The sequence below is a fragment of the Brevibacterium sp. 91QC2O2 genome (assembly GCF_024580695.1).
GTDB lineage: Bacteria > Actinomycetota > Actinomycetes > Actinomycetales > Brevibacteriaceae > Brevibacterium > Brevibacterium moorei.
On sequence record NZ_JANIJY010000005.1, the window covers coordinates 1 to 14,288 of the forward strand.

Annotated in this window: 13 protein-coding genes; 1 reads left to right on the forward strand and 12 read right to left on the reverse strand. The window is 67.1% G+C overall.

Annotated features, from left to right (window positions below; translation table 11 throughout):
• Nucleotides 1-145: 145 nt before the first annotated feature.
• Nucleotides 146-757 carry a class I SAM-dependent methyltransferase gene (locus NQ036_RS05435; RefSeq protein ID WP_257047521.1) on the forward strand — a complete coding sequence of 204 codons (612 nt, stop codon included), beginning with the start codon at nucleotides 146-148 and terminating at the stop codon, nucleotides 755-757.
• 23 nt (nucleotides 758-780) lie between these two features.
• Here NQ036_RS05435 and dapF read toward each other — a convergent pair whose 3' ends face one another.
• From dapF to NQ036_RS05495, 12 genes are all read right to left on the reverse strand, one after another.
• Nucleotides 781-1,725 carry a diaminopimelate epimerase gene (gene dapF, locus NQ036_RS05440; RefSeq protein ID WP_257057601.1) on the reverse strand — a complete coding sequence of 315 codons (945 nt, stop codon included), beginning with the start codon at nucleotides 1,723-1,725 and terminating at the stop codon, nucleotides 781-783.
• Between the two features lie 22 nt (nucleotides 1,726-1,747).
• Nucleotides 1,748-2,698 carry a tRNA (adenosine(37)-N6)-dimethylallyltransferase MiaA gene (miaA, locus tag NQ036_RS05445; RefSeq protein WP_257047517.1) on the reverse strand — a complete coding sequence of 317 codons (951 nt, stop codon included), beginning with the start codon at nucleotides 2,696-2,698 and terminating at the stop codon, nucleotides 1,748-1,750.
• Nucleotides 2,695-3,468 carry a hypothetical protein gene (locus tag NQ036_RS05450; protein WP_257047516.1) on the reverse strand — a complete coding sequence of 258 codons (774 nt, stop codon included), beginning with the start codon at nucleotides 3,466-3,468 and terminating at the stop codon, nucleotides 2,695-2,697. The genes miaA and NQ036_RS05450 overlap by 4 nt, the downstream gene beginning before the upstream one ends.
• 1 nt (nucleotide 3,469) lies before the next feature.
• Complete coding sequence (gene miaB, locus NQ036_RS05455; RefSeq protein WP_257047515.1) at nucleotides 3,470-4,948, reverse strand: tRNA (N6-isopentenyl adenosine(37)-C2)-methylthiotransferase MiaB; 1,479 nt, start codon at nucleotides 4,946-4,948, stop codon at nucleotides 3,470-3,472.
• 60 nt (nucleotides 4,949-5,008) lie between these two features.
• On the reverse strand, nucleotides 5,009-5,635 hold the full coding sequence (locus NQ036_RS05460; RefSeq protein WP_257047514.1) for a regulatory protein RecX: 627 nt from the start codon (nucleotides 5,633-5,635) through the stop codon (nucleotides 5,009-5,011).
• On the reverse strand, nucleotides 5,628-6,833 hold the full coding sequence (gene recA / locus NQ036_RS05465; protein WP_257047513.1) for a recombinase RecA: 1,206 nt from the start codon (nucleotides 6,831-6,833) through the stop codon (nucleotides 5,628-5,630). The genes NQ036_RS05460 and recA overlap by 8 nt, the downstream gene beginning before the upstream one ends.
• 397 nt (nucleotides 6,834-7,230) lie before the next feature.
• A complete protein-coding gene (locus NQ036_RS05470; RefSeq protein ID WP_306427744.1) occupies nucleotides 7,231-7,503 on the reverse strand; it encodes a DUF3046 domain-containing protein in 273 nt (90 codons plus the stop codon).
• Entirely contained in the window at nucleotides 7,463-7,780 is a 318-nt protein-coding gene (locus NQ036_RS05475; RefSeq protein WP_257047509.1) for a helix-turn-helix domain-containing protein, read from the reverse strand. Before NQ036_RS05475 ends, NQ036_RS05470 begins: the two co-directional genes overlap by 41 nt.
• A gap of 186 nt (nucleotides 7,781-7,966) precedes the next feature.
• Nucleotides 7,967-8,443, reverse strand: coding sequence for a CinA family protein (locus tag NQ036_RS05480; RefSeq protein WP_257047507.1), 477 nt, complete (start codon nucleotides 8,441-8,443; stop codon nucleotides 7,967-7,969).
• Nucleotides 8,433-9,074, reverse strand: a complete 642-nt coding sequence (pgsA, locus tag NQ036_RS05485; RefSeq protein ID WP_257047566.1) for a CDP-diacylglycerol--glycerol-3-phosphate 3-phosphatidyltransferase — start codon at nucleotides 9,072-9,074, stop codon at nucleotides 8,433-8,435. Before pgsA ends, NQ036_RS05480 begins: the two co-directional genes overlap by 11 nt.
• A gap of 18 nt (nucleotides 9,075-9,092) precedes the next feature.
• Nucleotides 9,093-12,011 carry a DNA translocase FtsK gene (locus tag NQ036_RS05490; RefSeq protein ID WP_373456783.1) on the reverse strand — a complete coding sequence of 973 codons (2,919 nt, stop codon included), beginning with the start codon at nucleotides 12,009-12,011 and terminating at the stop codon, nucleotides 9,093-9,095.
• Nucleotides 12,012-12,085: 74 nt separating this feature from the next.
• Nucleotides 12,086-14,224: a pyridoxal-dependent decarboxylase gene (locus tag NQ036_RS05495; protein ID WP_257047506.1), complete on the reverse strand. Its 2,139-nt coding sequence runs from the start codon at nucleotides 14,222-14,224 to the stop codon at nucleotides 12,086-12,088.
• Nucleotides 14,225-14,288 lie beyond the last annotated feature (64 nt).

The following is a 14,288-nucleotide window of genomic DNA, read 5'->3' on the forward strand; positions in this document are numbered from 1 at the left end:
AACGCCGAGACGATGACTTCGTCATCGCCTACCGTGAATACCTGCTCGCCGCGTAGGCCACCTCGCCATGGTCGATCACCACCACCATGATCACGACCGGGCTTGACAACCTATAGGAGCATCACGGGCCCGGTACGATGAACCGGTGAGCGATCATTACTTCTCCGCCGAGCCGACCTCGGCCTCGCACCCGCGTACCCTCGACGTCCGCCTGGCCGGACACAGCGTGCAGGTGTCGACCGATGCCGGAGTCTTCTCCCCCACCCGACTGGATCAGGGAACGGCAGTGCTGCTCGACGCGCTGCCGATGCCCCCGGCAGGTGAGTTACTGGATCTGGGCTGTGGCTGGGGCCCGATCTCCCTCCATGCCGCTCTGCGAGCGCGCGAGGCCGGGATCGACCTGCGCGTATGGGCCCTCGACGTCAACGAGCGCAGCTTGGGCCTGACCGAAGCCAATGCCCGGGCTCTGGGCCTTTCCGAGGTCAACGCCGTGACCGCCGATCTGATTCCCGCAGAGCTGCGATTCCAGACGATCTGGTCCAATCCGCCGATCCGCGTTGGCAAGGACGTGCTCCACGGACTGCTGCAGACCTGGCTGCCCAGGCTGGTCCCCGGCGGCGAGGCCTGGCTGGTGGTCGCGAAGAAACTGGGGGCCGATTCGCTGCGCTCCTGGATCCAGGACAGCTTCCCCGGATACCGGGTGGAGAAACGCTCGCAGTCCAAGGGCTTCCACGTCATCGTCGTCGTACGCGGCTGATCCCGCTCCCGGCCGGCGGCGCGTCAGCCCTCCAGCCCCGCCTCGCGCAGTAAGCGCCGCGTGGGCCGCAGCACCGCGGTGAGGACCGCGGGGCCCGACAGCGCGACGGTACCGGCTGCGATGTCGATGCGCACGGTACCCCCCGGTTGCTCGACGTACCAGGAACCGGGGGCACCGCTGCCCGCCCAGGTGTGGGCGGCCAGCGCCGCAGCACAGGCCCCCGTCCCGCAGGCGTAGGTCTCCCCCACGCCGCGTTCATTCACCCGCATCCGCAGCCTGGCCACACCGTCGACGGGTTCGCCGGAGATCACGATGTACTCGACATTCGTCCCCGCCGGTGGAACCGGATCGATCACCGGCTGTTCCAGCAGATTCGCCCGGTCCAGTTCGGCTACGCCGGCCAGGGCCAGAACGGTGTGCGGGTTACCCATGTCCACGCTCAGCGCCGGGCGGGTGCCCTGTACCCCGTCGGTGACGACGGTCGAGTCCATTCCGTCCACGGGTGCCAACGGGAAGGCATAAGCGCCCATATCCACGCGGTACCAGCGATCGGCCCCCGGCGCTGCGTCCAGCGGGTTGTCCACCACTGTGACGTGTTTGGTACCGGCCCTGGTCCCCACCGCGAAGCCCGCGGAGGGATCGACCAATCCGTGTTCGACCAGGTAGTGTGCGAACACGCGCACTCCGTTGCCACACATCTCGGCGATCGAACCGTCGGCGTTGCGGTAGTCCATGAACCATACGGCTCCGTCGTCCCCGGCGCCCTTGGCCGCTTGGACGTCCGAGGCCTGGGCCGGACTCGCGGCCAGGCCCGCCGGGTGGATCACACGGATCAGGCCGTCACCGCCGATCCCCGCGCGCCGGTCGGTCAGGACGCGCACCGCGGCGGGGTCCACCGCAATGCCGCCGTCCGGATCGAACAGCAACACGAAGTCGTTCTGGGTTCCATGCCCCTTGGTCAGTTCCATCGTGTGCTCCTTCGCTGCGCTGTCATCGAATCGTGGGCTCCGGGTCCGGACCGTCCCCGGGACCTGCGGCTTCTGCAACGAGCCGCAGGGCGTGCTCCAGCAGCCCCGTGTCCTGTGCGTCCACCCAGGCGATCCGTGGATCCCGGCGGAACCAGGTCTCCTGCCTCCGGGCGAACTGCCGGGTCCGGACCACCGTCGACTCGATGGCCTCGGCCCGGGAGACGGTCCCTGCGAGCAGTTCCATGATCTGTCGGTAACCGATCGCACGGCCGGCCGTTTTACCCTGGGCCAGGCCCTGTGTGAGCAGAGTCCGGACCTCGCCGACCCATCCCGCGTCGAACATCGCCGCGACGCGCGCTGCGATCCGTTCGTGCAAAACGGCGCGCTCTATCCGCAGGCCGATCTGCACTGTCGGCATGGCGTAGGTGTATTCGGGTAGCTGGGCAGAGAACGTCCGGCCGGTCAGCGCCACGACTTCCAGGGCCCGCACGATCCGGCGGGCATCGCCGGCACCGATCCGCCGCGCCGCAGCCGGGTCGACCCGAACCAGTCTGGCGTGCATGGACTGCGTGCCCACCTCCGCGATCTGAGCTTCAAGCCGCGCCCGCAGTGCTGGATCCGTGCCGGGGAACTCCATCACATCGGTGGCCGCACGGACGTACAGGCCCGATCCGCCGACCAGGATGGGCTGTTTGCCGCGCGCTCGGATGTCGGCGATGAGCTCACGGGCCTCCCGTTGGAAGGCACTGACCGATGCTTCCTGGGTCACATCGAGGATGTCGAGCAGGTGATGTGGGATGCCACCGCGGTCCTCCGGCGCCAGTTTGGCGGTCCCGATGTCCATCCCCCGGTAGAACTGCATGGCATCGGAATTGATGATCTCGCCGTCGAGGCGCTGGGCCAGGGCGATGGCCAGATCGGATTTGCCTGTGGCGGTCGCGCCCACGATGTTGATCACCGGCGTCCGGGTCATGCGCGCGCCGCCGTCCAGCTCCCCGTCAGCGTGCCCGAGACCACGGTGACTCCGTCGAGTTCTTCGACCAGCAATTCGGCCGGGCCCGGCTCCCATCGCAGGCCGTGCGCCGCGGTCAGGGAGTGCAATGCGACCACTGCGTCGAGGTCGGCTGCGAACCGCGCCTGGTCCCGGTGCAGGTCTTCCAGGCCCGGCACGTCCCAGGCCCGCAGTGCGGCCAGTACAGCCCGGTCGAACTCCGCGGCGCCCGGCAGCGGCGCCAACGGACCGTCCGGGGTGGAGCGCGCGCTCAGGTCCACCGGCACGATCACGAGTTCCGGGCCGGCGGCGCCGACCGGATCGGTGGAGCCCACTGCCTGCCCGCGTTCGGGCTCCAGGGCGGGCCAGGCCCGCAGTCGTCCGGCCGGGCCCGAGGCGGCTACCAGTTCCGCGACCACGCCCAGTCCGGAATGTGCGGCCAGGCAGGCTCGTCGTTCCTCTTCCTTCAGCCGGGCGCAGGCCGCGCGCCAGGCCGCGCCAACGCAAATGTGCGTGCCCGTGCGCAGATCGACTCCACGGTCGAGTCCATAACCGCCGAGACCCGCCAGAGCGGGCAACCGCCGGGCGGGGAAGGTCAGGGGCGTGGGCCCGGCGAGCAAATCGACCACGCGGGCGCTGAATGCCCGCTGCCGCGTCGTTGCTCCCGGATTGACCCCGGGGACGTAGGCGGGGGCGGTTGGAAGCACGACCAGGCGGGCCGGTGTGCTGTGCTCCAGGAGGGTCCCCGACACGTCAGACGCTGGCCCGAATCGTGGGCATTCCCAGGACCGTCGGCCCCCCTGCGGATGCGCCGGGAGACGGAACGCCGCAGGAATCCGCCTGTGCCAGATCCCAGGCATCGCCCGAAACCGTCTTGCGCAGGTCGAAGGGAGCATCCGCGATCAGGAAGTAGGGTTTGGCCTCTGTGATGTCGGTGGTCACGATATCGCCGGGACGCGGCTGTTCGACCGAGTCCCCACTGGCGACGTGGACCAGCCGGTTGTCGCGGGCCCGCCCGGAGAAGCGGCCGTGCTCGTCCCGCTGGGAGGTCACGAGGACCTCGACCGGGGTGCCGATGAGACGCTTGTTCTCGTCCCAGGCGATCTCGTCCTGCAGGGCGACCAGACGTTCGAAGCGCTCCTGCACAATCGCCTTGGGAACCTGCCCGTCCATGGTGGCGGCCGGAGTACCGGGACGAATCGAGTACTGGAAGGTGAACGCCTGGCTGAACCGGGCGGCGGCCACCACGTCCAGCGTGCCCTGGAAGTCTTCTTCGGTCTCACCTGGGAAGCCCACGATGATGTCGGTGGTGATCGCGGCATGCGGGATGCGGTCCCGGACCCGCTCCAGGATGTTCATGAAACGCTTCGTCCGGTAAGACCTGCGCATCTCCTTGAGCACCCGGTCCGAACCCGACTGCAAGGGCATGTGCAGCTGTGGCATGACCGTGGGGGTTTCGGCCATCGCCTCGATCACGTCATCCGTGAACATGGCCGGGTGCGGGCTGGTGAAGCGGACGCGTTCGATCCCGGGAACCGCACCGACGGCGCGCAGTAGTTTGGCGAAGGCTCCGCGGTCACGGAATTCGCTGCCGTAGGAGTTGACGTTCTGGCCCAGCAGGGTGACCTCGATGACCCCCTGTGCGGCCAGTGCCTCGACCTCTGCCAGGATGTCTCCGGGACGCCGGTCGCGTTCCTTCCCGCGCAGGCTCGGCACGATGCAGAAAGTGCACGTATTGTTGCAGCCCACAGAGATCGACACCCAGCCGGAATGGGTTGATTCGCGCCGGGTCGGCAGAGTCGAGGGGAACACCTCGAGGGATTCCTTGATCTCGACCTGGGCTTCGTGATTGTGGCGGGCACGCTCCAAGAGCACCGGCAGCGCACCCATGTTGTGAGTGCCGAAGACGACGTCGACCCAGGGGGCGCGCTTGACGATCGTATCGCGGTCCTTCTGCGCCATGCAGCCGCCCACGGCGATCTGCAGGCCGGGGTGGGATTCCTTGACTTCCTTGAGTCGGCCCAGGTTGCCGTATAGACGGTTATCGGCGTTCTCCCGCACCGCGCAGGTGTTGAAGACCACGACATCCGCTTGGCCTTCGGAGACCGGACTGTAGCCGGCGTCGTCGAGCAGGCCCGAGATCCGTTCCGAGTCGTGGACATTCATCTGGCACCCATAGGTCTTGACCTCATAGGTGCGCAGGTTGCTCTGGGTTTCGAGTACGTCAGTCATGCTGCCCGTTAGTCTACCGGTCCTTGGCACGTGTTTCGCACCCTTGGCCCCTATGCTCGATTAAGAACCCGGAAAGGACTCCAGTGCCGCCTCCGTCGCCTTGAGACAGGCACCCTGGGCGAAGCCGCGACGGGCCAGCATCCCCAGGATCCGCCGCTTGCGGGTATCGCGCGGCAGGCGCACAGTGGACGCGGCCTTCTTCGCCGCGACTTCGTAGGCCAGGTCGAACTCATCGTCGATGTCCGCGAGTGCGGCGGCGATATGGGAGTCCGCCACTCCCTTATTGCGCAGCTCTCGGCGCAGAGCGCTCTTCGACAGGGCCCTGGACTCGCGTTTCGCCCTGACATACGAGCTCGCGTATTCGGCATCGTCGAGCAGGCCCGCAGACTCCAGCCGCGCGATGAGCTGGTCGACGATGTCAGCCGGGTGCTCCTTGCGCAGCAGTTTGGTGCGCAGGTCGTGAGCGGAGTGGGCCCGGGCCGCCAGCATGTTCATCGCCCGCTTCTTCGCCCGCTTGTATTCCGGATCCTCACTGAGGGCATCGGGGCCGGGTACCGTGCCGGCATCCCTGGCGGCCTGCGCCTGGCCAAGCACCTCGACAGCCCGTTGCAGGGCGGCGACGACGGTGTCCCGTTCGTCACCGCCCTGGCCGGATGGTGTGGTTTCCCGAGCAGAGGGATCAGACATTGCCCACTGCCGGTGCCGCGACCGGCGCCTGGCCCACCGGCTTCGAAACTACCGGCTTCGAGTCCGTGGGCTTCGCTGCGGCGGACTTCGATTCCGGAGTCTTCGCCCCAGCCTTCGGGTCCGCCTTGGCGGCATCCGTGCCGGCGGATTCGGCCTCGTCGGTTTTGATCAGACCCAGTTTCTCCTTGATCTTCGTCTCGATTTCGGCAGCCAGGCTCGGGTTGTTGCGCAGGTAGTTTCGGACGTTCTCCTTACCCTGGCCCAGCTGATCGCCGTTGTAGGTGAACCAGGAGCCGGACTTGCGCACGATTCCGTTGTCAACGCCCATATCGATGATGCTGCCCTCACGGGAGATACCCTGACCATAGATGATGTCGAATTCGGCCTGTTTGAAGGGCGGTGCGACCTTGTTCTTCACAACCTTGACGCGGGTCCGGTTGCCCACCGCATCGCCGGATTCCTTCAGCGTCTCGATCCTGCGGACGTCCAGGCGCACGGAGGCGTAGAACTTCAGCGCCTTACCGCCGGAGGTGGTCTCCGGCGACCCGAAGAACACTCCGACCTTCTCACGCAGCTGGTTGATGAAGATCGCGGTGGTGTTCGACTGGGCCAGGGCACCCGTGATCTTGCGTAGGGCCTGCGACATCAGACGGGCCTGCAGGCCCACATGGGAATCACCCATTTCGCCTTCGATTTCGGCCTTGGGCACCAGGGCTGCGACGGAGTCGATGACGATGACGTCCAGGGCACCGGAGCGGATCAACATGTCCGCGATCTCCAGCGCCTGTTCACCCGTATCCGGCTGCGACACCAGCAGCTGATCCGTGTCGACGCCCAGAGCCTTGGCATAGACCGGGTCCAGCGCGTGTTCCGCGTCGATGAAGGCGGCGATGCCACCGGCGGCCTGGGCACTGGCGACCGCGTGCAGGGCGACCGTGGTCTTACCCGAGGATTCCGGCCCGTAGATCTCCACTACGCGGCCACGCGGCAGGCCGCCCACGCCCAGGGCGATGTCGAGAGCGACCGAACCCGTGGGGATGACTTCCACCGCGGGGCGGTTCTCATCGCCCAGGCGCATGATCGCGCCCTTGCCGAACTGCCTGTCGATCTGTCCCAGCGCCGAGTCCAGCGCCTTGTTCTTGTTGTCCGCCGCTTTGTCGGCGCTGGTGGCCGCTGTGCGGGTGTTCTTGCCTGCCATGGTTCCTCCTTGGTGATTCCCTTATGCCAGAACTCTAGAACCAGGCACTGACACGGGTGTTCCGCCGACGCGAACTGTGGATATGCGGGCGCCGGATAACCATCGAAGGTCACAGGCGCAGTCCATCCCGTTGGCTATTCTAGACCATCATGGGAACATGTGTTCGAAATACTGCCCACCGAAGCCTCTACGCAATGCTCTGCCCACATCCCAGCGGACCGCGGTGGGCGTGATCCACAGGCCTCCGCACGCGGTCACCGTCATTCACCGAGGTAAAGGCGCAGGCCTATGCCCGGGGAGAATGCGCGGGGCCCGGATCCACGACCCGGGCCCGTTTCTTCCTCCCCCAGTGCTCCGCTACCTCGTCCACATAGACGGAACGATCCGAGTATCCGCCTCAGAAGGGGGCGGCGGGGGGCTTGTGATCGATTCCCAGCCTGCGTTCTGCCGGAATCCCTGCGGAATCGCAGACGGCCAGCCAGATCTCCTTGGGCTGGTAGCCGGCGTCGAACGCCTGCTCGGGGGTCAGCGAACCAAGTGGGCTCAAAGCCAGGTCGGCGTGCAACGAAGCGGCACGGATGGAACCGAACTCGTCATTCATCAACTGCCAGTAGACGGCATGGCGCATCTCAGCGCCGTCCCACCAGCTGCTGCTCGCCGGCGAGGACATGGGCCGAGAGTTCGGCCGGAATGGTATCGGGGATGTCGACGCCCTCGCTCAGGGCGACCCGGTCTGCGACCTCGCGCAGCATATGCGACAGAGGCATGTCGAGCGCCCCGCAAATCGAGGCCAGGAGTTCCGAGGACGCTTCTTTCTGACCCCGCTCGATCTCGCTGAGATACCCCAGGGACACGCTGGCCCCGGTCGAAACATCCCGCAGGGTGCGGTGCTGCCGCTGTCGGGCGGCACGCAGAGTGTCGCCGATTTCCGTACGGACAAGTGTCATCGGGCGGCCTCCGTTTTCTATCGATGTTGTCATACGTATGTACTAACCCATAGGATGCGGACTTTGTTCCTTCCAAACTACACGTTCACAGCTCCGGTCACCACCGCCCGGGCCGGGCAAAGCGGAAAACCTGAGCCGAACACACGCAACTTAGAGGTGAATTCCCACGCTGTGCTCATCCCGGATTCAGACCGTGGCCAGCTCACTGTCCACTACCGCCAATAATCGGGAGACGGTCGCCCGGCGGATGGCGTCCCGGTCCCCACTCAGATCCAGGCGAATGGTGCGCACGTCCGTCGGCATCGCCAACCCCAGGTAGACCCGACCGACCGGCTTGCCGTCCTGCGGATCGGGCCCGGCCACACCGGTGCACGAGATCCCGATATCGGCCCCGCACCGGTCCCTGGTACCCGTGGCCATCTGGGCTGCGACCTCGGGGTCGACCGCGCCACGCGCGGCCAGCAGTCCGGCATCAACTCCGGCCAGCACGTGTTTGAGCTCCGTCGCGTAGGTCACCAGCCCACCGCGCAGCACGCGTGAGGCACCCGGCACCTGTGCCAGGGTCGCCGCCACCAGCCCCGCGGTCAGGGACTCGCACGTGGCGATCGTCAGACCTTTCGCGGATGCTGCGGCGATGACGGCCGCGGCGCCCTTATCGATCATCGGCCCCACTCTGTTCCCCCTCTGGCGTCCCGCCCCCGGCGGCCTTCGCATCGCGCACCAGGCGGTAGGCCTGCACGCAGTAGTCCACCCCGGATACCAGGGTCACGACCACAGCCGCGGTCAGCACGATGACGGCCACCACCGTGAAGACCGCGGTCAGCCAGCCCACCTGCAGGGATGCCACCGGCACCAGCAGCAGGTACATGGCCAGGGCCACCGTCTGCAGGACGGTCTTGAGCTTGCCGCCCTTGGAGGCGGGCATGACCGCGTATGTGATGATCGCGAAACGCAGCAGGGTGATTCCGAATTCGCGCACCAGCACCAACACCGGGATGACCCACCACATATCGCCGACGATGGCCAGGCAGATGAAGGCGGCAGCCGTCAGTGCCTTGTCGGCGATCGGGTCGGCGATCTTGCCGAAGTCGGTGATGAGGTTGTATTTGCGGGCCACGTGACCGTCGATCGCATCCGTCACCATGGCCAGCACGAAGACGACGAAAGCCCAGATCCGCCAGATCGGATCGCTACCGCCGTCGTGCAGCAGAACGACGATGAAGATCGGCACCATGATGATGCGCAGAATCGTCAGCGCATTGGGGACGTTCCAGTTACTGGGCTTGGTCTGCATTTCGTTCACGCCTCCAGCCTACCGGCCCGTCAGCTCCCAGGCGTCTTCGCTTTCCCCCTCGACGACTTCCAGGCCCGTTGCCGGATCGATATCGCCCGGTGCCAGGCCGGCGCGGGCGGCGTCCTGTGCCGCATAGGCGTCGGATCCGTACGCATCGTGGCCGACGGACCCACTCGCCCCATGGGAGGCCTGTGGCTGTGGGGCTCCGGGCTCGGCGTGGGCGGCGGCGTCCATTGCATCGTGGATGTCCCCCGCCGCCGGATCGTCGCCCTTGATGTAGGACAGTGTGGCGGGCAGGTCCTCTGGCTTGACCAGCACATCGCGGGCTTTGGAACCCTCCGAGGGCCCGACGATCCCGCGGGACTCCATCAGGTCCATCAGCCGGCCGGCCTTGGCGAAGCCCACGCGCAGCTTTCGCTGGAGCATCGAGGTCGAGCCGAACTGCGAGGTGACGACGAGTTCCGCGGCCTGCAGCAGCAGGTCCATATCGTCGCCGATCTCCTCGTCGATCTGCTTCTTGGGTGCCTCGACCGCCACGTCTTCGCGATAGACCGGTGCCAGCTGGCCCTTGACGTATTCGACGACCTTCTCGATTTCGTCCTCGTTGACCCAAGCGCCCTGCACGCGCATGGGCTTGGCCGCACCCATCGGCAGGAACAGGGCATCGCCCTGGCCGATCAGCTTCTCCGCGCCCGGCTGGTCGAGGACGACGCGCGAGTCGGCCAGGGAGGACGTGGCGAAGGCCAGCCGCGAGGGGACGTTGGCCTTGATCAGACCGGTGACAACGTCCACCGAGGGCCGCTGGGTGGCGAGCACCAGGTGGATGCCCGCGGCGCGCGCCAGCTGCGTGATGCGCTGGATCGAGGCCTCGACATCACGCGGGGCGACCATCATGAGGTCGGCCAATTCGTCCACCACGACCAGCAGATAGGGGTAGGGGTGGAGTTCGCGTTCCGAGCCGGGGGGCGCCTGGATCTTGCCCTCGCGGACCGCGGCGTTGAATTCCTTGACGTGTTTGAAACCGAAGTTCGCCAGGTCGTCGTACCGGGCGTCCATTTCGCGCACGACCCATTCCAGAGCCTCTGCGGCCTTCTTGGGATTCGTGATGATCGGCGTGATGAGGTGTGGGATGCCCTCGTAGATCGTCAGTTCCACGCGCTTCGGGTCGACCAGAATCAGGCGGACCTCGTCCGGAGTGGAGCGCATCATGATCGAGGTGATCATCGAGTTCACAAAGCTCGACTTGCCGGATCCGGTGGCACCGGCGACGAGCAGGTGGGGCATCTTCGCCAGATCCGCAACGACGAACCCGCCCTCGACGTCCTTGCCGACGCCCACCACCAGGGGCTTGTCCGTCTTCCGCGCGGCCTGACTGCGCAGCACATCGCCCAATGCCACGGTTTCCCTGTCCGCATTGGGGATCTCGATGCCGATGGCCTTCTTGCCCGGGATCGGCGAGAGGATGCGCACGTCCGCGCTGGCCACCGCATAGGCGATGTTCTTCGACAGCGCGGTGACCTTCTCCACCTTGGTGCCGGCACCCAGTTCGACCTCATAGCGGGTGACCGTCGGCCCGCGGGAGAAGCCGGTGACGTGCGCGTCGATCTTGAACTGTTCGAAAACCTCGCGCAGCGCGGCCACGACCTTGTCATTGGCCTCCGAGCGTTCCTTGGCGGGAGGACCCGCGATCAGCAGATCCGAAGACGGCAGGGTGTACGTGACGTCCCCGGCCATTTCGAGCTGGGCCACGCGCTGCGGCAGTTCGCCGGCATCCGGCTGGGACTGCTTGTTGACCACCGGCACTTGGGCCTGCGCTGCCGTTTCGGCCTCGTCCATCCCCAGATCGTGTTTGAGCTGGGCACGTTCACGTTCGGCCCTGGTGGGCCGGCGCTGGCCGGGTTTCGGCGCATCCGGGTCCGCCGCCGAGCCGTCCTGAGAATCCGCCTGCTGGTCGTAGACGCCCTGGGGCCGCAGCACGCGGGTCGGCTCATCGTGTTCGGCCACGTGGTCCGTGGGCTGGCCTGCGGCCGCCTGATCGTGCTCTTCTAAGGCCTTGTCGTAGGCCCGGGTGGTTTCGGCCTCGTCGTCCTTCTTCCGCCCGCCGCGCTTCTTGCCCATGGGTTTAAGCGTCGCGGTGCCACGGTTCTGGCCCACCAGGTCCACTTCGGCGCGGCCCTCGTCCTGGTCGTCGAGTACGCGGTTGGCCCCGGTCAGCAAATCGTAGAGGCCGACGATGCGCTGCGGAATCCGGGCCACAGGCGTGCCCGTGATGATGAGCAGGGAGAACAGTCCGATGAGCACCAGCAGCGGCACCGTCACATAGACGGTGGTGGTGGCGACCAGGGGCGAGGACACGATGTAGCCCAGCGCGCCGCCCCCATTGGCCATGGCGGCACGCGAGTTGACGAAACTGGGACTGCCCGCGGCGATGTGCGCCAGTCCCGCTGCACACAGCAGGGCGATGAGCAGCCCGATGAGGATGCGATTGTTCCCGCGCACCCGGTCACCGTGCAGGAACAGCCGGATCGCGTAGCCGACGAAGACGATCGGCAGGACCAGGGCGACGCGCCCGAAGGTGCCCTCGATGACCGCGCGGACTCCGTTGCCAAAGCCCCCTGGGATGTTCCACCATTCGAAGGCCGCCGCGATCACGGCCAGGATGATGAGCAGGAAGCCGGTGCCGTCGCGTCGGATGCCACCGTCGCGCGATTCGTTCTCCCCCATGGATTTACGGGTCCGGTTGCCTGCCATTCGAGCCATTCCCATCCACGCCCCCGCAATGGGATTCACGGTGGCGTTCTGCTTGTCCCCCGAACCGCTGCCGCGCCCGGTACTGCGCGCAGCCCTGGAAGTGGCCGCGGACTTCGCGGTGGCCTTCTTCTTGGACCCGCCGCTCTTGCCACGGCCGGCAGTGGGGGAAGTCCTACTGGTAGCCATGGTTCCATGGTAGGCGGCGGCACGGACACGGCCGGGGATTTCCGCGGGCCTGGCGCGGCAGGTCCCTGTGCGAATCAGACCTCCCGGAGCACCTGCAACAGGGCGGCCGCGTGCTCCTCCGTGGTGTTGGGGTTGACGATGCAGGCGCGCAGCGCGGTCACGGACCTGCCCGCCGCAACCACAGTGGTCTGGGCGATGAAGGCACGGCCCGACCGCTGCACCCGCAGCGCCAGGTCCGCGTTGAGAGCGTCCAGATCTTCTTCGGCCACGCCTGCGGGAGTGTAGCGGAAGCACACGATCGACAGGCCGTGGCCGAACACCTGGAAGTCGGGGGCTGCGACGAGGAGCTCCCGCAGGGCCGAGGCCACAGCCAGGTCGTGACCGATCAGGCTGCGGTACCCGTCCAGTCCGGTCAACTGCAGCTGGGCCCACAGCTTCAATGCGCGGAAGGGCCTGGTCTGTTCCAAGCCGTATTCGGAGAACCAGACGGGTTCATCCGTTGTCGCCTGCGAGCGCAGATAGGGCGGCACCAGGCTATAGGCGTCCCGGGCCCAACTCCCGTCTTTGAACAGCACCATGCCACAGTCCACAGGGGCGTAGAGCCACTTATGGGGATCCAGCGCCAGGCTGTCGGCTTGCGCCATGCCGGCTTTCACACCGTCCAGGTCGTCGAGCAACAGGGCCGCGGGACCGCCATAGGCGCCGTCGACGTGCAACCACACATCATGGGCGCGGGCGATCCGGGCGATCTGATCGAGCGGATCGATCGCACCGGTATTGACGGTGCCGACGCTGGCGACGACGGCCACCGGGGTCAGCCCCGCTGCGATATCGGCCTCGAGCATCCTCGCCAGATGCTCCGGGAGCATCCTGTCCGCGGCGTCGTGGGGTACGCGGGCGATGCAGGAGCGGCCCAGGCCCAGGGCCTCCACAGCCTTGTCCAAGCAGGAGTGCGCCTGCGCTGTGGCGTAGATGCGGGGCGCAAGGCCGGCCACGCCGTCGACGCGGTCGTCCAGACCGATCGCGGCGGCCGCCCGGTGCCGGGCGGCCCCCAGGGCGGTCAGGGTCGCGGCGGAGCCGCCGGAGACCAGTTGTCCCGCTGCCGAGCCGGCGGTTTCCCAGCCGAGCAGTTCGCAGAACCAGCGAATCACCTCGTGTTCCAGGTGCACACCGGCGTGCCGTCCCCCGGCCATGCTGGGATTGAGCGCGGTGGCGATCGCATTCGCAGCGACGCCCATCGGGTGAGCGGGGGAATTGACCCAGGCGAAGAACATCGGGTGCCCGTTGCCGAAGGGGTAGGGCATCACCTGCTCGGCAATGTCTGCCAGCACACTGCGCACATCGCTTCCGGCCACCGGAACGGGCGAGGTTGCGAAGGTCGTCAGCAGATGTTCCGGCAGTGATCCGGTGACCGGGCCGGTCACCGTGTCCGCCAATACCCGGGAGGCGAGTTCGGCCGCCCGCGACAGCAGAGCCCGCTCGGCCTCCGGCGTCCAGTCCCAGCCCGGTACTGCGGGATCGGCCCGGCACACGATCGTCCCCGCACCGGGTTCCCGTTCGGACGGAACGGCACCCGGCGCGGGGACGGGGTCAGCACCCTGGACAACCGCCCCGGCCCGCGGCTCGTGCGCCCGGTCCGGACCGATGGCGTCCATCACCAGGTAGTAGGTGCACGGTACGGACGCGTCGTTGCGGAAGGCGTGGACGCGGGCTCCGCCGAAGTAGATGCTGTCGCCCGCTGCCAATCGGTAGTCCCGTCCGTCGAGGCTCAGGGTGAGCACACCCGATTCCACTGCGACGTATTCCCGGCTGCCGCGCATGTGTGGATCGTAGGCACCCGCGTCCACACCGGCGGCGATTTCCACGCGCATGAACTCGAATTCGACGCCGGCCAGATTCGGATTGAGGACGGTTCTGGACCAGGAACCTTCATCGAGCCGGGCCTGCTCGTCCTGGCGGCGGACGATGATGGCGTCATCGTCACCCGCCTCGCCGGCTACCAGGCGGCCCAGCCCGGTACCCAGGGCTGTAGCCAGGCGGTCCAGCGTGAGGATGGTGGGAACGCGTCCCCCGCGTTCGACCTCGGAGACCATACTGCGACTGACTCCGCTGCGCCGCGCCAGGTCCTGTACCGTCAGCCCCTTGGCCCGCCTGATGTCGCGCAGCCGGGGTCCAAGGGCTCGCGGGTCAACATTTCCTTTGATCTCCACCATGGATTCCACTATAGTGGATACTCCTACAAGGAGCCACCACACGCAGAACCGGCCGAGGCCGCAC